Origin of the sequence: Exiguobacterium marinum DSM 16307 (genome assembly GCF_000620845.1) — a bacterium.
Classification (GTDB): Bacteria; Bacillota; Bacilli; order Exiguobacteriales; family Exiguobacteriaceae; genus Exiguobacterium; species Exiguobacterium marinum.
Genome location: NZ_KK211189.1, coordinates 2,450,582 through 2,468,663 on the forward strand (window position 1 = coordinate 2,450,582; position 18,082 = coordinate 2,468,663).

Genomic DNA, 18,082 nt, shown 5'->3' on the forward strand with positions numbered 1-18,082 from the left:
CATGTTATTACGTTATTTTTATGATGAAAAATTAGCACAAGCTTCATATATGGTCGGTTGCCAAATGACGGGAGAAGCGATTGTCATCGACCCGGCCCGCAACATCGAACCATACCTTCAGGAAGCTAAAAAAGAAGGCATGAACATTGTTGCAACGGCAGAGACTCACATCCATGCAGACTTTGTGTCCGGTTCACTCGAACTCGCGAAACGCACAGGCTCAAAAGCATATCTATCTGATGAAGGAGATGCTTCATGGAAGTATGCGTTCGCGAAAGACATCGATTCACAACTCGTCAAAGACGGTGAGACGTTCAAAATCGGAAACGTGACACTCGAAGTCATGCACACACCTGGCCATACACCAGAGCATATCTCGTTCTTATTGTATGACCGCAATCAAACACAACCGATGGGAATCTTCACAGGGGACTTCGTCTTTGTCGGCGATATCGGTCGCCCTGACCTTCTCGAAGAAGCAGCAGGTGTAAAAGGAACGACGGCAATCGGCGCAGAACAAATGTTTGATTCGCTCAAAAAATTCGTAGCTCTACCAGACTTCGTTCAAGTATGGCCTGGACACGGCGCAGGTAGCGCTTGCGGGAAAGCGCTCGGTGCGGTTCCTACGTCAACGGTCGGTTACGAGAAAGCGACGAACTGGGCGCTACAGATGACGGACAAAGATGCCTTCATCAAAGAGTTGACAACCGATCAACCCGAACCACCGAACTACTTCGCGATGATGAAAAAAGTGAACAAGGAAGGCATCCAAATCACGACTGAAATTACTCGGCCTGAAGTCGTCGAATCGAATCGTCTCGATACACTCGTCGAAGAGACGCAAGTCGTCGACACGCGTAAAGGTGAGGACTTCGCGAACGGACACGTACCAGGGACGATTAACATCCCGTACAACAACAAGTTCGTCTCGTGGGCGGGGTGGCTCGTCAACTTCGACAAAGATATCACACTCATCGCAAGTGCTGAGGACATCGATCAAGTGCAAACGGACCTTCAATCGATTGGCCTTGACCGTCTTCGTTTCATCGTTCCAGTCGAAGAACTCGAAGCATCGCTCTTGACGGAAACGTATACGGACGTGACGGCAGAACAAGCGATTGAAGCTGCTGAAAAAGGAGACGTCTTCGTTCTCGACGTTCGAAACGCGACAGAATGGAACGCAAGCCATTACGAAAAGGCAGAGCGCATCTTGCTCGGAAAACTCGCACGTGACCATGAAGGTCTTCCGACAGACCAAACGATTGCGGTTCATTGTGCTTCAGGCGTCCGCTCACGCATGGCGGCAAGTGTCCTTCAATCGCTCGGCTACAAAAACATCAACAACGTCCTTGGTGGCTACGGTGCGATGAAGACTGTCTTGAACGCTCAACAAATCAAGTAATGCTATACTGACTATGAATATGGCGCCCGCTTCGAGAGGGGTGCCTTTTGTTTAGGAGGGAAAGACGTGGTCGCTATCGGTCCACTCAACATTCGTTTAGATTTACTCATCTTCTTACTGAGTCTTGTTGTCCTTTATGGCATCTTCCGCTTCCTTGGGTTGACAAGTAAACAACGTGAAGCCGTCATCGGTACATGGTTCTATGGTTTTCTCGCTTGGAAAGGAAGTGCGATTGTCATCGGTCTCTTGACGACACGTGATATCTCAATCGCTCTCTATGCGACTGGAGGTATTTGGGCTCAACTGATTGCAAGCGGAATCGTACTTTGGCTCGTCTATCGACTCGATCGAGACCTTTTAGGATATTGGGTGCTAAGTGGGGTCCTCATCTGGCTCGGGATGACGCTCGCGGCTCCGATATACGGGACGATTTTGAACCTTTCCGACCAGCCGATTCATCTATGGAGCGCCGTCCTCATCCTTCTGCTACTCGTAACGACGTGGCGATGGATGCATGAGCCGACACGCGGGAACATCCTTTGGACCGTCCTTGGTGCATCTAGTATCTGGCTGTTTGAATCATACGCAGTCGGACAGATTCAATGGTGGATGATCGTCATCACCCTCGTCCTGTTTGGACTGACCGTCTTTCTCGCTCGCCCTTCAAGAAAAGCCGTACAATTCAGTATCGGTGTTCTTGTCGTGCTAGCGGTGGTAAATGCTACTCTACCGGAACGCGCGTCGCAAACCGTCACCACCGAGACGGCATCGACCGGTTTGAATATCGGGCAAATCCCACCTTCGTTCGAATTAAAACGAACCGACGGGAGCGCATTCGACTTAGAATCGTTACGCGGTAAGCTCGTCGTCGTCAACTTTTGGGCGTCTTGGTGCCCTCCGTGTCGCGCAGAGATGCCAGATATGGCCGCGTTCGCCAAAGAGCGTGAAGATGTGATCATCGTTGCTGTTAACACGACGACGAGCGAACGCGATCCAAGCAATGCCGTCTCGTTTGTCGAACCGTACGAAGACGCTTTTACCGTCGTCTATGACCGTGACGGCCAAGTCGGTGATGCGTACCGAATTCAAGCGATGCCGACGACGTATGTGCTTGATGAATCTGGAGTAATCATTGCGAAGCAATTCGGCGCCATCGATCATGACTGGCTCGATGCTCAATTATAGTGAACATGACAAAACCGCCGACAGAGACTTGTCGGCGGTTTATCTTATTGCTTCAAATAGCCTTGTGCTTTCAAGAAGTCTTTGACGTCAAGACGTGTCGATTTCGACAACATGCGCCCCATCTGTCCGGTCCACGTATCTTTACGCGGGTTAGAGCCCCGGACCATATAATAATCGTGGATCAACGCATCGTAATCAGAAAGTGACTGTTTGATCCGTTCTGGATTCGCCTCGTATTTGTTCTCATGGTAGACATGGTGGAACGGTAGACGTGGTTTTTGATCCTCGACTGTAGCCGGTACACCGACTGCCATCCCGAAGAGCGGAATGACCCGTTCTGGCAATTCGAGCACTTCTTTCACAGCAAACAGGTCGTTCCGAATTCCGCCGATATAACAGATCCCGAGTCCCATCGACTCCGCTGCCACCGCCGCATTTTGTGAGGCAAGCGCCGCGTCGATCACAGCGACAAGCAACTTCTCATCAGTCTCAAGCGTCGCAGAAAGCTCAGCCTCTTGTAGCTCACCAATCATTTCATGACGATGCAAATCTGCACAAAAGACGAAGAAATGACCATTCTCGACCACATAGGACTGATCACCCGCTATCTCGGCAAGTCGTTTCTTTTTCGCTTCATCGGTCACCCCGATGATGGAGTAGGCCTGGATAAAGCTAGACGTTGATGCGCGTTGTGCGCTCTCGACGACTGTCTGAATTTGTTCATCTGTCAATTTCTCGTCCGTAAAATCGCGGACGGAACGGTGGTTCAATAATGTCTCAATCACTTCGTTCATACGTTCTTCCCCCTTTTTTTCAATCTTGGCACAAGGTTTGTGAATCCACAAATAAGAGGAATCCGTTGGGCACATTTTGAATGGATGATGTCCGAATTTTGCTTTCTTATGCTATCATTAAAAGCTATATAGTAAATACAATCATGTAACTTCGAATAAGGAGCGATATATATGAAAAGAATGCCATTTTACATTCCATACCTTCTTGGTGCTCTATTCCTCTCTGGATGTACGGATGCCGATATGAGCGTCTCGACGTCGACCGAAGAGAGTACGACACAAGAGGAACAGACAACCGAGACGCTTTCACCTGAACAGGAAGAAGATTTGTTCGAAGGCTATACGTTGATCGAGGTTGATGGCGGCGATCAATCCGGTAGTCGTGAAGCGAATGTCGTCGTCGATATCGGTTTTGGCGACCGTGAGTATTGGGCGTTCACGAACGAACATGGTCAATTGGTTCGCGTGATTGCCGATGAGATCACTCTTCAGGACGATGAGACCGAAGACGTCAATTCTTCAGGACGTTACTATTCAGACGAGGCAAAAGTTCCGGGTGTTGAAGACCCGAACCTCGATGAAGGCCATATCATCGCCGATTCGCTCGGCGGTGTCTCGAACGCCTATAACATCACACCACAAAACAGCGCACTCAACCGCTACGGTGATCAGGCGTTCATGGAAGATGTCATCCGAAAAGCTGGTGGGGCGAAAGACTTCGAGGCCATCATCACCTATCCGAACACGACAACACAGATTCCTTCCCGCTACCAATACACGTATACCGTACGAGGCAACACGGTCACCGATACGTATGGTAACGCGGACCCTGAAGAAGTAAACGAATCGCTGGATTTGACGGACGACTCACCGCCTGACGTGACGACGGAGCCGGTCGAGGAGCGAGAATTATCTGATATCGACCTTGACGGGAACGGGCAAGTGACAATCAAAGAAGCAAAGAATGCCGGATTTGAGATGCCGATCACGCGTGACCATTGGTTGTATCAATATATGGACGACCGAGACGGTGATGGGATGGTCGGTGAATAACAGCGTTTCACGAGACGTTTCTCTAATGGAGAGACGTCTTTTTGCATACAAAAAAACCGCGGTACATGACCGCGGCTAACTTGTTAGTTCGACATCTGATTCAAGAATGGTGCGAGATCAACGTTCAACTCGTTCGAGAGACGCTCTCCGAGCTCACGGTCCGCACGATAGAAGTTACAGATTAGGAGAAGAGTCGTCTTCTCATGACGAACTTCTTTGATGTGGGCGACGAGGTTACGGATGAGTGCGTCCTTCTCTTCTTGAGAATAACGGCGATACACTTCTCCGGCCTGGCCGAAGTCGTTCGTCTTCTCAATCTTCTGACGTCCCGTCACACCTGTGATTGGCTGTGGCGTCTCGATGTAATCCGCATTCGGCTTCGGTGCGTCTTCATAGCGGTTCGGCTCGTAGTTGACCGGGCTCGTCTGTTGCTTGAATGGCATCGCTCCGTCACGCTGGTTGTTTGCGACTTGAGCGAATGGACAGTTGATTGGAAGCTGAAGATAGTTCGGTCCGATACGGTGACGTTGCGTGTCTGAGTACGAGAAGAGTCGTCCTTGAAGCATCTTGTCTTCTGATGGCTGAATCCCTGGGACGAGGACCCCCGGGTTGAAACCAACAGACTCGGTCTCGGCGAAGTAGTTGTCGACGTTTTTGTTGAGTGTCATCGTTCCGACCAATTGATACGGGATGACGTCCTCGAACCAATCTTTCGTCGCATCTAGCGGATCGAAGTCGAAGTTATCCATGTCCGCCGGGTCTAAAATTTGTACATATAAATCCCATTCCGGATAGTCCCCGTTTTCAATCGCGTTGAACAAGTCACGTGTCGCATGGTTGAAGTCTTCTGCTTGAATTTTCGAAGCTTCTTCCATCGATAAGTTTTGAATCCCTTGCTTCGGTACCCAGCGCAACTTTATGTACACCGTGTTTCCAAATTCATTCACCCATTTGAAAGAGTGGACGGATGACCCGCGCATATGACGATACGATGCCGGGATACCCTCATCACTGAACAAATGAAGAAGCATACTCGTCGATTCTGGTGTGAGTGACATGAAGTCGAAGAAGCGGTCCGGGTCTTGAAGGTTCGTTTGCGGGTCCGGTTTGAGTGAGTGAATCACGTCTGGGAATTTAATCGCATCACGGATAAAGAAGACCGGCAAGTTGTTTCCGACGAAGTCATAGTTTCCTTCTTCTGTGTAAAACTTGACAGAGAAACCACGCGGGTCACGAAGCGTTTCCGGTGAACCTAAGCCGTGGATGACGGTCGAGAAACGCGCAAAGATAGGCGTCTCTTGCCCCTCTTCTTGCAAGAATGCCGCTTTCGTATAGCGTTTCATACTATTTTTTACGGTGAAGACACCATGTGCTCCTGCCCCTCTCGCATGAACGACACGTTCTGGTACACGTTCACGGTCGAAATGCGCTAATTTCTCAATTAATTGATAGTCTTCGAGAAGCGTTGGGCCCCGACGACCCGCAGTGATGGAGTTGGCGTTATCCCCGATTGGTACGCCTTGATTAGTAGTTAGTTGACGATGTTGATCCATTTGATTGCCTCCCGTTATTTATAATCATTACAATATTGATATTAATAAAATATTATAATGATTACAAATAAAAAAGATCGTGCATCACGAACTTTTTTTCATGCTTCGTTTTTTCTTGGCTTTTTCACGTTGATGAAGCGACACGACGAAGAAAGCAGCAAGCACTCCCCCGATTGATCCGGCAATGATGTCGAACATCGTATCATCGTTTCCGTTCCCCTGCATCGTCGTGTTCAAGAAGACATCGGATGTGAATTCATACATTTCCCAAAGCGCCGCCCCGGCCATTGAAAAGACGACGATATACACGAATAGAAACCGTTTCGGAATTTCCGTACGAAGATCGTCATCGAGCCGGGAGAAAAAGTCGAATCCTAAAAATGCGAGAAAGATGCCACTCAAGAGATGAAGGAATGTGTCCCACCAGCCGTTCCCATACAATCCGACGATGGACCCTAAATATTGTGACGCGAACAAGAATAAGATATACGCCACTTTCATCTTGCCATCAAGTTCTGTTTTGAACGTCTTTTCAATGAAAAACGGGATGAGACCAGAGATGATCCCGGCTCCCGCCACACTCGCATCGAACCAGGATTCTTCAATGATCGCTGTCACGAGTATGACCGCCATGAACAAGACGAACCCAAACTCAAGGATACGCCCTTTCGTGAGCTTCATAATCTTTCGCCTTCTTTCGTCAATAATGTTCTCTATATGGTTTATTCCCAACTCACGATGGACTTCAACCTATACACACATTTGTTGATTCGCAAGCTGCTCATTTAACTGAATTTAGCGCGAATTCTCCCACCTCCAAGCGTCTCGGGGCACAGCCGAGCGTAGGTGGAAGATGGATCGGCGGGTCCAAAATTCTATTCTCCCTGTGATGGATATAACGAACAAAACTTCGTGATTCCGTCAGATTCCTATTTCCCTTCGGCGGGTATCGGATGAGGAAGACAATGGATGTGCGTGATACGAAAAAATCCCTGATTCTTGAAGAATCGGGGATTTACTTATTTCTGTGCAACGAAGAAAATACGTTCAGCATCAGTTCCTGGTGCATGTTCAGTGAAATCAGATGTAACTGATTTGACGTGGAACCCGGCACCAATCAACCATTGCATGTACTGCCCTGGTTCATATGTCCGTTGCTCATGCGTCTCCTCGACCCGTTCGTACGTCCCGTCTTCAAGCGCGACGAAGAACGTCAAATCATGAACGACCGAGAGCGGTGCTTCTCCCGGGTCGGCAAACCAAATATACGAGCAGTCTTCCCCGTTTGACGCGTACGTCTTTTGGTTGAAGAGCGTCTGCATCTTATTCGGGGCATGCACATCAAAGATGAACAGCCCATTTGGCTTGAGTTGGTTGTAGACGGATTCGAACGTATCGATTACATCCGCCTCATCCTGAAGATAGCAGAGCGAGTCGCAGAGAATCGTCACCGCATCGACCGGCTTCGGCAGTTCCAACTCGCGCATATCCTGTTCCCAAAGCGGCAACTCGATTTCTGCTTCAAGTGCCTTTTCTTGTGCGACTTCGAGCATCGACTCCGATAAGTCAATTCCCATGACATCGTAATGTTCAGCGAGGCGAATCGTGGCCGACCCGGTCCCGCATCCGACATCCGCGAGTGTCGCGCCATCTTGGACGTGACGACGCACGAAAGCGACCCACTCATCATACGGCGCGTCTTTCATCAACTCGTCGTATACATAGGCGAATCCTTCGTATGCCATTAGCCGACTTCCACTTCGACGTGCGGCGCGTCAGCCCACAATTTCTCTAGGTTGTAGTAATCACGGTCGTCACGATGGAAGATGTGAACGACGACGTTCTCGAGGTCAGCAAGGACCCAACGTGCCGTATCCATTCCTTCGAACTTGTGGAGCGGTAAGTCGTTTTCGCCAGCGATGTCTTTAATTTCACGCGCAATCGCTTCGACTTGTTTCTCCGAGTTTCCGTGACAGATGACGAAGTAGTCCGCAATCGGTGAAATGCCTTCCATGTCGAGTACGACGATTTCTTCGGCACGTTTATCGTCAGCCGCTTTTACAATCAATTCTAATTCTTCTCTTGCAGTCATAAAGACCCTCCTAAGGTGTATTCACAAAATCATTATACGTATCAATCGTCAGTGGAAAAATGCGCACTGACTTCTTTAATAAAAATTCAATCGTTTGACGCAGTGTCGCGACAACGGCCGCTTCGAGCGACTGCTCCGCTTCTGTCCGCAGGCGATCGACACCTGGATAGTTCCGATTCGGTTCGATGGCGTCGGCCACGAACAGGATTTGGTCGAGACGAGACATTCCGGGTTCACCTGTTGTATGGTTCCGGATCGCAGAAAGTACATGCGGGTCCAAGTCATACTGTCGAGCCAGCAACACTGCTCCCACCGGCGCATGCAATAACTCGTCCCCGTATTGAAGGAGATTCGGATCAAGCCCCTCATCGATGACGACTTGGCGCATCTTTTCCGTGTCGAAGTATTTCGCATAATCATGAAGCATCGCAGCAAGACGCGCTTGTTCAATATTTTCGCCATATTGATTCGCTAAGCGCTCCGCTGTCTCGACCACTCCGAGCGTATGGATATAGCGTTTTTCTGGCAGCGTCTGTTTAATCAACTCGTGTGCTTCTTCAAACGTCATACAACTTATGCTCCTTCACATACGTCTCGACTAACGTCGGGACAAGATATTTGATGGACTTGCCTCGTTTCGCCCGTTCACGGATATCCGTCGACGAGATTTCAAGCTGTGGCATGTCAATCGTGCGTACGTCCGCCTTCTCTGGAATCAAATAGCGCGTGCCAGGGCGAGCGACCGCTCCGAACGCGACGAGACGGATGAGCGTTTCGTAGTCGTGCCACGATTCGAGCGAGACAAGCGAATCCGCTCCAATTAAAAAATAGAACGTATCGTCTGGATGTTGTTCAATCAACCGCTTCATCGTTTCCACCGTATAGGATGGCTCACTCCGTTCAAATTCAATCAGGTTCAACTTGAAGTCTGACTGATTTTGAATGGCACGACGGGTCATCTCGATTCGGTCGTCAGCCGAGCTGAACCCGACTTTGTGTGGTGGAATCGCAGCCGGCAAAAACCAGACTTCGTCGAGTACAAGCTGTTCGCGAGCTTGTTCGGCGATTAACAGATGACCGAGATGCGGCGGGTCGAACGTGCCCCCCATCAAACCAATCCGGCTCATGGGAGTTTGATTTGGCGATTTTCTTTCTCTGTCGCCTCTTTATATAAGACGATGACTTTTCCAATGACTTGTACGACTTCAGCCTTTGTACCTTCTGACAATTCGCCAGCCACGTCTTTCGGCGTGTCCATGCAATTTTGAAGTACTTGGACTTTGATTAACTCACGTTTCTCAAGTGCGTCCGAGATATCTTTACACATCGCTTCACTTACACCATTTTTCCCGACTTGATAAATCGGTGAGAGATGGTGCGCTTCTGCACGTAAAAAACGTTTTTGTTTACCTGATAGCATAGTATATTATTCCTCCAATAATCTTTCGATTAACTTCTTTCCGATGGTTTCGTCCGGTTTCACGCCCGTCCATTTCTCGAACGAGAGCGCGCCTTGCCCAACGAACATACCCACACCTGTCACAACGACTGCCCCGCGATGTTCCGCTTCTCGAATCATCGGTGTGATGAGTGGACGATATATGATATCACAAACGACGGTGTTTTGTCGTAATCCTTCTAATGAAAGTGGTGTGGATTGATTGTCCATCCCGACCGATGTCGTTTGAATGACGACATCATATCGAGAAATGTCGACCTCATCGAACGTCGTGTACGCGACTCCGAACGTGTCGGCGAGCACTTTTGCCCGTTCGACTGTCCGATTGACAATCGTCACGTTGCGCGTCGGGAGAGCTTGTACGATCCCGCGGGCGGCGCCTCCTGCACCGACGATGAGAACACGTCCTGTAAAGTCTGTGAATGGCATCAGCGCTCGGACGAGACCGGCACCGTCCGTGTTCGTCCCGATGAGTTGCCCGTCTCGTTTATAAACCGTATTGACGGCACCTGCTAACTTTGCCGCATCATCGAGCTCGTCAAGATGACGAATGACCGCTTCCTTGTATGGAATCGTCACATTGAATCCGTCCCATCCCCCGTCTCGCATCGCTTCAATCAAGGTAGAAAGTTCGTCCGGTGCGGCGTCAATCGCCTCATAACGCCCGAAAAGCCCAGACGCCCTCAACCACTGCTCGTGCAGCTTTGGAGAGAGCGAATGAGCAATCGGGTGACCGATGACGGCCAGATTCATACGAGCGCCTCGCGGAGTGTGACAGCGACGCCTTTTGGAGCCCACGCTGCAATACGGCCGCCTTTACCGTGAATCGAGACCCATCCGAGACCGCTGAACACGATATCAGTCTTCACACCATCTCGTAAGCTGAATTCGTGACGGACGAGTGGTGGTAACATTTCAAGTGTCTTCTCGTTCGGTGGGTTGAGCATTTTACCAATATGTTGGTCATAGAGCTCATCCGCGCGTTCGAGTTTCGTACGGTGTGCTTTCAACTCGTTCGACATATAGATGACGAACGACCGTTTATTGCCTTCCAAGTAATCCAAGCGTGCCAAACCGCCAAAGTAAAGCGTCTGTTGCGGGTTCAATTGGAACACGTGCGGCTTGATTTCTTTCTTCGGCGTGATCGTCTTCAAATCTTTTGCGTCGACATAGTGTGCCATTTGATGACGGTTGATGATCCCTGGTGTATCGTACAGGTTCGCATCATCATCGAGCGGGATGTCGATCAAGTCAAGCGTCGTACCCGGGAAATGACTGACGGTGATGATGGCTTCATCCTCTTCACCGAAACGTTTGATCACCTGGTTGATGAGTGTCGACTTTCCGACATTTGTACAACCGACGACGAAGACGTCTTTGCCTTTCCGGTAATATTCAATTTTCTCAGCAAGCTCATCGATACCGTGCCCTTTTTTCGCACTGATCAAATGAACGTCGATCGGGTTCAATCCGAGCTCTTTTGCCTCTGCCTTCATCCAGTTCGCCATCCGGTTCGGGTTGACCGACTTCGGTAACAAGTCGACCTTGTTCCCGACTAACAGTACGGGGTTCGAACCGACAGAACGTTGTAGACCCGGCAGCCAGCTGCCATTGAAGTCAAAAATATCGACAATTTTGATGACGAGCGCTTCTTTTGAACTGATGCCGTTCAAGATACGTAAGAAATCATCATCTGATAAATCCACGTCTTGAACTTGGTTGTAGTGCTTCAATTTGAAGCAACGTTGGCAAATGACAATCTCACGGTCAAGTGCCGATTTCGGTGCATAGCCGACTCCGTTCGGGTCTTCCGTTTGAATGGCTACGCCGCACCCAGCGCAATATCGTTTAGTTTCTTCCATAGTTGTACTTACTGCCGTTTAGGTTTCCCCTTCTTCATTCACCGTAGCACCTCGCTGCTACTCCTGAAGCGTTAATTCCGACGCCTTGGTCGCCGTACATCGGCAGCCTCCTTCTTTCTGTGCGTTCGAGGTCTTATTCATCTTTTTTATGTGAATCTTCGGAACGTGGATGCATCGCCTCACCGATTTTTTCAGCGACAGCAACTTTTGCACGCTGTGCATCAACGGCAAGCTCTTCCACTTTTTTCGTGATCAATACGTACTTCCCACGACGCTTCATGTGCGCGAAGACCACCTTCTCAAGCATCCGGTTGAATTTCGTGACGAGCCCGTCTGTTTTGACGACCGGTTGCACATGGATGACATGAATGCCCGCCATATTGGCACCGAGCACGTCTGTAAACAGCTGATCTCCTAAGAAAATAGCTTCTTTCGGCGAATAACCATATTTCGAGAGCGCTTCTTTAAACCCAGATGGCAAAGGCTTTCTAGCACGAGCGACATAATGAAGGCCGAGCGGCTCCGTAAACGTTCGTACACGATTCTCATTATTATTTGATACGACAATCACATCGAAACCGTATGATTTTACTTTTTCAAGCCACATCAATAAAAGCTCTGGCGCATGCGGGACATCCCACGCGACGAGTGTATTATCAAGGTCCGTCAAAATGACACGTACCCCACGGTCTTTCAATTCTTGTAAGTCGATGTCAAACACAGTCGCGACGAACTGTTTCGGATAAAGTCGATTAAACACGTAAAATTCCTCCAATTAGCTAAACGATTCAACTACTTATACAAGTATTGATATCCCTTCTATGGTAAACGAAAACCGACCAAACGACTAGTCTATCGTTCGGTCGGAAGAAAATTATTATAAAATTAGTTGGTTTTGAATGTCCCGATGACTTCACCGAGTCGAACCGGACCCATTTTTTCACGTTCTAATTGAACGGCATCTTTCTCAAAACAGAGGACGACGGTCGAACCGAATGAGAAGTATCCGACTTCTTGCCCTTTTTCGGCTTGGTCCCCCTCGAGCGTCCATTCAATCGTGTTCACGTTAAGGGCACCCACCATAATATGTTCATACGCTCCGACCGGGCTGTCAAAGCGTGTCACACGACGGTAGTTGCGCGAGAGCGGTCGCACCGTCTCGGTCAATCCGATCTCATTAACCGGTGCCGAACGGTCACCGAGCTCGTAATGGCTGAGCACGCGGCCGGCAAGTGGTGTGTGGACACGGTGATAATCGCTCGGGCTGAGATAGAGGACGACGACCGTTCCGCCAGCGTAACGGCGCGCTTCTTGTTGTGAACCGAGAAGTTCCGCAAGCGTATACGATTGTCCTTTCACTTCAAAGCGGCTATCTTCCGAAATTAACTCAATGACCGATAACTTCCCGTCACACGGTGACACGAGGGTGTCGGACGACTCATCAATCGTACGCGCTCCTGGCTTCAAGTGACGAGTAAAGAACGCATGCAGTGATGGATACGCAGCAAGCGGTTGCTCCGCCTCTTCTACTGCGATGTCATATACTTTTGCAAACGATGGAATCAAGTGACGACTCACCTTTGATTCTGCGAAACGCTTGAGGCGAGTGGCAATCCAAGGCGAGGCGTTCAGCTCAAATAACGTTTGGTAGAAACGACGCTTCATTCCTCTTTAGCCTCCTCATTTTTAAAGAACGTCTCGTATTGTTGTTCAGAAACGGCACCCTCAATGCGACCGACTTCTTTTCCATCCTCAAAGCGGATGATGGTTGGCGTACCTTCAATCCCATACGTTGTCCATACGTTATGGTCGGCCAAGTTGATGGAGACCGCATCATATTCTTCGATGAGAGGTTCGACATAAGGCTTCACTTGCTCACAATATTCACAGCCAGTTTGCCAAAAGTAAGCGACGACCTCTCCCTCTTTATCTAACTGTTGCTGCAATTCATCTGCCGTGACGGCATTGGCACCTTCTTCTTCATTAGCACCGTTCAAAAAGAACAATAAAGCGATTCCGATGACGATAATCGCTCCGATGATGGCGAACGTCATGAAATTCGCACGTTTTTCAGGATTTTTCATATGTTAGGCCCTCCTCTAATAATGATGAAAGAAAAAAGACTGACTCATGCACGAGTCAGTTTGATTGTAGACGGCTTACTTCTCTTGTGCAACGTCGCTAATTCCCATGTCTTGGTTTAAGACATCGAGAATTGCAACGAAGAATGTGATGGCCACGCCAAATCCTGTCGCGAGCATCGCGTTGTACTCTACACCATCAACAGCAGAAATGATAAATACCGCTGTATTTGAGAGCACAATCGCCCAGATCAATGTCACTAAATAACGCATTGAACGTCCCCTCCATCTCACAGATGATTCGTAAAAATTCATACGACATTAGTATAGCATTGTTCGTATAGAATATGCGACTTCGATTGTATATTCTTTCCGTCCAATCAAAAAATGTGATACGGTCGTAGAAACATCATTGTGAAGAAAAGAGGATGACTAATGTCACGTTATTTAATCGCAGTTGATTTAGATGGTACGTTGTTAAGAGATGATAAAACAATTAGTGAACGAAATCTCCGTGCCTTACAGGCGGCGCGTGAAGCTGGACATGAAGTGATGATTGCGACAGGGCGACCGAAGCGTCACTCACTCATGTACTATGAACAACTCGGACTAACGACACCGCTCGTCAATTTCAATGGCGCGCTCGTGCACCACCCGAAAGATGCGAATTATGCGGTCACACACCGACCAATCCCGCTCAAGACCGCGCACGACATCATTGAGGAAGTAGCGGATACGAAAGCACATAACATCGTCGTCGAAGTGACCGACCACGTTTATTTCCAAAAGGATCCGCAAGAGTTTTATAGCCCGTACGCAGAACGTGCGCTCAGTGTCACATCCGGCAACCTGTTGACCCATCTACAAGATGAACCGACGTCACTCCTGATTCACGCGACTAAAGATCACGTCGCGCACGTCCGTTCACAACTCGATGATATTCATGCAGAAGCGGTACTGAATCGGCAATGGCGCATGCCAGAGCATATGATTGAAGTGATGAGTAAAAACACGTCGAAAGCACTCGGACTAAAGGAAGTCTCGAAGCATTTAAATATCGACCGAAAGCACATCATCGCATTCGGTGACGAGGAGAACGACCTTGAGATGCTCGACTATGTCGGCACAGGTGTTGCAATGGGGAATGCCATCGACCAACTGAAAAATGTGGCCAACGAAGTGACCGCTTCGAATATGGATGACGGAATCGCCCTCTTCCTAGAAGAAAAACTCGGCTTCAAGGCATAATGAAAGCACCGACTGCAAAGTCGGTGCTTTCATTATGCTTCATATAATTTTTTAGCGACGGAACGTCCCTTCGACGTCCTCTGTCGGCAAGATATTGATCCAAACGGTTGGATCGGCATCTTTACAAATACGTGTGATTTCACGAACCTCATGTCGCTGCGCGACCATCATGAGCGTTGCTTTCTCGACTTTCGAATACGTGCCGATTGCCGGCATGAGCGTGATACCACGGAACACGTGTTGATGTAGTTCCTTTGTCACCTCATCCGGATGATTCGTCACGATAAACAGCGTCTGACGCTGTGTGTTCGTATAAATCTCATCGATGACTTTTGATGTCACGTACAAGAACACGATTGTATAGAGTGCCGTCGGCCATCCGAACAATGCCCCTGCAGCGAGCGCGATCATCATGTTCATTAAGAAGAGATAAACCCCGACCGAGTTGTTTGTAAATTTCGCCAAAATCAAAGCGACGATATCAAAGCCCCCTGTTGAGGCACCATATCGAATCGTGATTCCCGATCCAATTGCCAAGAGCACACCGCCGAATACGGCGTTTAGTAACGGGTCGTCCGAGAGAAGCTGCGATTGCGGAAGCATACGGATGAACAATGTGACCGAGGCAACACTGACGAGCGTATGGATCATCATGTTCCGGCCGAGCATAAAATAACTGACGACGAGTAGTGGTGCATTCAGAATAAAGAACCAGAGCCCTTCCCCTAGTTCAAACGGTGTGCCCGCTAACAATGTCGTCAAGATTTGGGCTAGCCCTGTAAATCCCGTCGAATAGACGCCAGCTGGAATTAAAAATAATGTCATGGATAAGGCAACGAACAATCCTCCGATAATCGAGACAACCCCGATTCGTGTATGTTCTTTAACGGCTTCCGTCAAGCTTCAACTCCCCTTTCTCAAAATAGCTAAGAATCAAGATAACATAGATTATTCATACTGCATACAGCAAATATGCATGAATTCTCATAAGTTTGATACACAAAAACAAGCCGACCTCAGTCGACTTGTTCATATAAAGCAATTGATCACGCTTTCACTGTTTCAATTGTAATCGAATCATCAGAAGGTACCGTTATCTCATTCCCGTACACATGAATCGTTACATCTGACCCGCCCGTTTGTTTGATCGTCACTTGTTCACGTGATGAAGTGACCGTCAAATGATGACCACGCCAGAGCATGTTGAACGAGTAGCCGTTCCAACCTTTTGGAATCATCGGACTGAACGAGAGATTATCTTCTTTGATGCGCATTCCTGCAAATCCATGAACGATTGACATCCATGAGCCGACCATCGATGTGATGTGTAAGCCATCTTCTGTGTCGTTGTTGTAGTTATCGAGGTCAAGACGTGCCGAACGTTGATACAATTCGACCGCTTTATCTTCATATCCGACTTCTGCCGCAATGATCGAATAGACACATGGCGACAAGCTCGACTCGTGAACCGTACGTGGCTCATAGAAATCAAAGTTCGCTCGTTTCTGCTCGACTGTGAAACGGTCACCGAACGTGTAGAGTCCTTGGAGAACGTCCGCCTGTTTGATGAAGTTCGAACGGAGGATTCTGTCCCACGACCAGTTTTGGTTGAGTGGAAGATGCTTCGGATCGAGGTCTTTCACTAAGATCTGTTCTTTATCCATGAAGCCGTCCTGTTGCATGAACACGTCTGGAACGAGGTCGTCTTTCGGGTAGTACATTTTTGCCTGAATGTCCGCCCACTTCGCGAGTTCCGCGTCCGTGATGCCGAGTGTCGATACGAGCTCATCGAGGCGTGCAGGTTCTGCTTCTTTCAAATAGTTGTACACTTCTTGCGTGTATTCGAGTGTCCACGCGGCAATCAGGTTCGTGTACCAGTTGTTGTTGACGTTGTTATCGTATTCGTTCGGACCTGTGACGCCTAGAATCATATATACGTCTTTGTGCGGCACAAAGTTGACACGGCTAGCCCAGTAACGCGAGATCTCGACCAATACTTCCAGTCCGTATTGTCCAAGGTACGATTTATCGCCTGTGAAGTTCGTATAGTTGAAGATGGCGTGGGCAATCGCACCGTTTCGGTGAATCTCTTCGTGTGTAATTTCCCACTCATTGTGGCACTCTTCCCCGTTCATCGTGACCATCGGATAAAGGGCACCTTCCATGCCGACATTCTTCACAGAATTCTCTTTCGCCTGTGGTAATTGGTTATGACGATATTTGAGCAAGTTCCACGAGACTTCCGGTTTTGTAGTCGCCAAATAGAAGTGGAGGCAGTATGCTTCTGTATCCCAATATGTCGCACCACCATATTTCTCACCCGTGAAACCTTTTGGACCGATGTTAAGGCGTGAATCTTCACCTGTATACGTTTGATACATGTTGAAGATATTGTACCGGATGCCCTGTTGCGCTTCGATGTCTCCATCGATGCGGACATCTGCATCTTCCCAACGCGCAAGCCATGCTTCTGTCTGATCAGCGAGAAGCGTCTCAAAACCTTTTTCAAACGCTGCTTCGACACGTGTCATCCCTGCAGATTGCAACTCGTCAATCGTATGGTCACGGTTCGTCACGACAGATACGTATTTATATGCAGTCGCCGTTTCGCCAGCTTCCGTATGCACGGTGAATTTGTTCGCCACGAACAAGTCTGTCGCTTCAAGCACTTCACAACGCGCACCTTCCACGTCTGCAATCATTGATGCCGTGACATGCCAATCGAGTTTTTTCGTCTTCGTCGTCACGAAGCCAAAGCGCTCTTCGACACCACTTTCGACCGGAAGCCAGAACTTCTCGTCGTAGTTTGAGTCTTCGTTGACGACATCACCGTCTAAATATGGGGTGAACTCAATTTTAGCTTTATAGTTGACTGGTGTAATGTTATAGCGGATTGCCAATATTTCTTTGTCGACGATTGAGAAGAAACGGACGACTTCGACTTTCGTCTCTTCTGTCCCGTTCATCAACGTGAACGTCCGTGTCAAAACACCACGCTGCATATCGAGCTCGCGTGTAAAGTCTTTTACTTCCCATTTTGCCAAGTCGACTGGTGTTTCATTAATCGCGACGCGTAGACCGATGACGTTTGTCGCGTTCAACACTTTGGCAAAGTACTCAGGATATCCGTTCTTCCACCAACCGACACGTGTTTTGTCCGGGTAATAGACACCCGCCACGTAGAATCCTTGGTGCGTATCATTCGAGTAATCCTCTTCAAAGTTTCCCCGCATCCCCATATGCCCGTTTCCGAGCGATGTGATCGATTCAGCAAGGCGGTTTTCTTTCGGATGAAGACCTTCTTCTGTTACTTTCCATTCATCGACTGCAAACAATCGTTTCATCTGTCTGCC

At 48.7% G+C, this 18,082-nt stretch carries 20 protein-coding genes; 4 read left to right on the plus strand and 16 right to left on the minus strand.

Features of this window, described 5'->3' with window-relative positions; genetic code table 11:
* Window position 1: 1 nt before the first annotated feature.
* On the plus strand, window positions 2-1,402 hold the full coding sequence (locus P400_RS0112940) for an MBL fold metallo-hydrolase (protein WP_034771195.1): 1,401 nt from the start codon (window positions 2-4) through the stop codon (window positions 1,400-1,402).
* A 66-nt stretch (window positions 1,403-1,468) separates the two neighbouring features.
* Window positions 1,469-2,587: a TlpA family protein disulfide reductase gene (locus P400_RS0112945; protein WP_026826605.1), complete on the plus strand. Its 1,119-nt coding sequence runs from the start codon at window positions 1,469-1,471 to the stop codon at window positions 2,585-2,587.
* A 44-nt stretch (window positions 2,588-2,631) separates the two neighbouring features.
* Here the strand turns inward: P400_RS0112945 and nfsA are convergent, their stop codons facing one another.
* The gene (nfsA, locus tag P400_RS0112950) at window positions 2,632-3,381 is read right to left on the minus strand and encodes an oxygen-insensitive NADPH nitroreductase (RefSeq protein ID WP_026826606.1); all 750 of its coding nucleotides are present in this window, start codon (window positions 3,379-3,381) and stop codon (window positions 2,632-2,634) included.
* A 171-nt stretch (window positions 3,382-3,552) separates the two neighbouring features.
* On the opposite strand from nfsA, the gene P400_RS0112955 reads away from it, so the two are divergent.
* Window positions 3,553-4,434: a DNA/RNA non-specific endonuclease gene (locus P400_RS0112955; protein WP_026826607.1), complete on the plus strand. Its 882-nt coding sequence runs from the start codon at window positions 3,553-3,555 to the stop codon at window positions 4,432-4,434.
* 83 nt (window positions 4,435-4,517) lie between these two features.
* Here the strand turns inward: P400_RS0112955 and P400_RS0112960 are convergent, their stop codons facing one another.
* The 13 genes from P400_RS0112960 to P400_RS0113020 all read right to left on the minus strand — a co-directional run bounded on the left by P400_RS0112960 (window position 4,518) and on the right by P400_RS0113020 (window position 13,754).
* On the minus strand, window positions 4,518-5,987 hold the full coding sequence (locus P400_RS0112960) for a catalase (protein WP_026826608.1): 1,470 nt from the start codon (window positions 5,985-5,987) through the stop codon (window positions 4,518-4,520).
* A gap of 84 nt (window positions 5,988-6,071) precedes the next feature.
* Window positions 6,072-6,668: a hypothetical protein gene (locus P400_RS0112965; protein WP_026826609.1), complete on the minus strand. Its 597-nt coding sequence runs from the start codon at window positions 6,666-6,668 to the stop codon at window positions 6,072-6,074.
* Window positions 6,669-7,006: 338 nt separating this feature from the next.
* Entirely contained in the window at window positions 7,007-7,732 is a 726-nt protein-coding gene (locus tag P400_RS0112970) for a class I SAM-dependent DNA methyltransferase (protein WP_026826610.1), read from the minus strand.
* Complete coding sequence (gene rsfS, locus P400_RS0112975) at window positions 7,732-8,079, minus strand: ribosome silencing factor (RefSeq protein WP_026826611.1); 348 nt, start codon at window positions 8,077-8,079, stop codon at window positions 7,732-7,734. The genes P400_RS0112970 and rsfS overlap by 1 nt, the downstream gene beginning before the upstream one ends.
* A gap of 10 nt (window positions 8,080-8,089) precedes the next feature.
* On the minus strand, window positions 8,090-8,647 hold the full coding sequence (yqeK, locus tag P400_RS0112980) for a bis(5'-nucleosyl)-tetraphosphatase (symmetrical) YqeK (protein ID WP_026826612.1): 558 nt from the start codon (window positions 8,645-8,647) through the stop codon (window positions 8,090-8,092).
* The gene (locus P400_RS0112985) at window positions 8,637-9,206 is read right to left on the minus strand and encodes a nicotinate-nucleotide adenylyltransferase (protein ID WP_026826613.1); all 570 of its coding nucleotides are present in this window, start codon (window positions 9,204-9,206) and stop codon (window positions 8,637-8,639) included. Before P400_RS0112985 ends, yqeK begins: the two co-directional genes overlap by 11 nt.
* The gene (gene yhbY, locus P400_RS0112990; protein ID WP_026826614.1) at window positions 9,203-9,499 is read right to left on the minus strand and encodes a ribosome assembly RNA-binding protein YhbY; all 297 of its coding nucleotides are present in this window, start codon (window positions 9,497-9,499) and stop codon (window positions 9,203-9,205) included. Before yhbY ends, P400_RS0112985 begins: the two co-directional genes overlap by 4 nt.
* Window positions 9,500-9,505: 6 nt before the next feature.
* A complete protein-coding gene (aroE, locus tag P400_RS0112995; RefSeq protein ID WP_026826615.1) occupies window positions 9,506-10,291 on the minus strand; it encodes a shikimate dehydrogenase in 786 nt (261 codons plus the stop codon).
* Window positions 10,288-11,400, minus strand: coding sequence for a ribosome biogenesis GTPase YqeH (yqeH, locus tag P400_RS0113000; RefSeq protein WP_026826616.1), 1,113 nt, complete (start codon window positions 11,398-11,400; stop codon window positions 10,288-10,290). Before yqeH ends, aroE begins: the two co-directional genes overlap by 4 nt.
* 133 nt (window positions 11,401-11,533) lie before the next feature.
* Window positions 11,534-12,160, minus strand: a complete 627-nt coding sequence (locus tag P400_RS0113005) for a YqeG family HAD IIIA-type phosphatase (RefSeq protein WP_026826617.1) — start codon at window positions 12,158-12,160, stop codon at window positions 11,534-11,536.
* 125 nt (window positions 12,161-12,285) lie between these two features.
* On the minus strand, window positions 12,286-13,065 hold the full coding sequence (locus P400_RS0113010) for a phosphatidylserine decarboxylase (RefSeq protein WP_026826618.1): 780 nt from the start codon (window positions 13,063-13,065) through the stop codon (window positions 12,286-12,288).
* On the minus strand, window positions 13,062-13,484 hold the full coding sequence (locus P400_RS0113015; RefSeq protein WP_026826619.1) for a thioredoxin family protein: 423 nt from the start codon (window positions 13,482-13,484) through the stop codon (window positions 13,062-13,064). The genes P400_RS0113010 and P400_RS0113015 overlap by 4 nt, the downstream gene beginning before the upstream one ends.
* Before the next feature lie 75 nt (window positions 13,485-13,559).
* The gene (locus P400_RS0113020) at window positions 13,560-13,754 is read right to left on the minus strand and encodes a YjzD family protein (RefSeq protein ID WP_026826620.1); all 195 of its coding nucleotides are present in this window, start codon (window positions 13,752-13,754) and stop codon (window positions 13,560-13,562) included.
* Between the two features lie 162 nt (window positions 13,755-13,916).
* Between P400_RS0113020 and P400_RS0113025 the strand changes: the two genes are divergently transcribed.
* A complete protein-coding gene (locus P400_RS0113025) occupies window positions 13,917-14,729 on the plus strand; it encodes a Cof-type HAD-IIB family hydrolase (RefSeq protein WP_026826621.1) in 813 nt (270 codons plus the stop codon).
* A 51-nt stretch (window positions 14,730-14,780) separates the two neighbouring features.
* On the opposite strand, the gene P400_RS0113030 is transcribed toward P400_RS0113025, so the two are convergent.
* Window positions 14,781-15,629 carry a YitT family protein gene (locus tag P400_RS0113030; RefSeq protein WP_026826622.1) on the minus strand — a complete coding sequence of 283 codons (849 nt, stop codon included), beginning with the start codon at window positions 15,627-15,629 and terminating at the stop codon, window positions 14,781-14,783.
* Window positions 15,630-15,775: 146 nt separating this feature from the next.
* Complete coding sequence (locus P400_RS0113035; protein WP_026826623.1) at window positions 15,776-18,073, minus strand: glycoside hydrolase family 65 protein; 2,298 nt, start codon at window positions 18,071-18,073, stop codon at window positions 15,776-15,778.
* Window positions 18,074-18,082 lie beyond the last annotated feature (9 nt).

Coding starts and splice junctions, on each gene's coding strand:
- P400_RS0112940 (WP_034771195.1), top strand. CDS start 2: ATGTTATTACGTTATTTTTATGATGAAAAATTAGCACAAGCTTCATAT.
- nfsA (WP_026826606.1), bottom strand. CDS start 3,381: ATGAACGAAGTGATTGAGACATTATTGAACCACCGTTCCGTCCGCGAT.
- P400_RS0112955 (WP_026826607.1), top strand. CDS start 3,553: ATGAAAAGAATGCCATTTTACATTCCATACCTTCTTGGTGCTCTATTC.
- P400_RS0112960 (WP_026826608.1), bottom strand. CDS start 5,987: ATGGATCAACATCGTCAACTAACTACTAATCAAGGCGTACCAATCGGG.
- P400_RS0112965 (WP_026826609.1), bottom strand. CDS start 6,668: ATGAAGCTCACGAAAGGGCGTATCCTTGAGTTTGGGTTCGTCTTGTTC.
- P400_RS0112970 (WP_026826610.1), bottom strand. CDS start 7,732: ATGGCATACGAAGGATTCGCCTATGTATACGACGAGTTGATGAAAGAC.
- rsfS (WP_026826611.1), bottom strand. CDS start 8,079: ATGACTGCAAGAGAAGAATTAGAATTGATTGTAAAAGCGGCTGACGAT.
- yqeK (WP_026826612.1), bottom strand. CDS start 8,647: ATGACGTTTGAAGAAGCACACGAGTTGATTAAACAGACGCTGCCAGAA.
- P400_RS0112985 (WP_026826613.1), bottom strand. CDS start 9,206: ATGAGCCGGATTGGTTTGATGGGGGGCACGTTCGACCCGCCGCATCTC.
- yhbY (WP_026826614.1), bottom strand. CDS start 9,499: ATGCTATCAGGTAAACAAAAACGTTTTTTACGTGCAGAAGCGCACCAT.
- aroE (WP_026826615.1), bottom strand. CDS start 10,291: ATGAATCTGGCCGTCATCGGTCACCCGATTGCTCATTCGCTCTCTCCA.
- yqeH (WP_026826616.1), bottom strand. CDS start 11,400: ATGGAAGAAACTAAACGATATTGCGCTGGGTGCGGCGTAGCCATTCAA.
- P400_RS0113010 (WP_026826618.1), bottom strand. CDS start 13,065: ATGAAGCGTCGTTTCTACCAAACGTTATTTGAGCTGAACGCCTCGCCT.
- P400_RS0113015 (WP_026826619.1), bottom strand. CDS start 13,484: ATGAAAAATCCTGAAAAACGTGCGAATTTCATGACGTTCGCCATCATC.
- P400_RS0113020 (WP_026826620.1), bottom strand. CDS start 13,754: ATGCGTTATTTAGTGACATTGATCTGGGCGATTGTGCTCTCAAATACA.
- P400_RS0113025 (WP_026826621.1), top strand. CDS start 13,917: ATGTCACGTTATTTAATCGCAGTTGATTTAGATGGTACGTTGTTAAGA.
- P400_RS0113035 (WP_026826623.1), bottom strand. CDS start 18,073: ATGAAACGATTGTTTGCAGTCGATGAATGGAAAGTAACAGAAGAAGGT.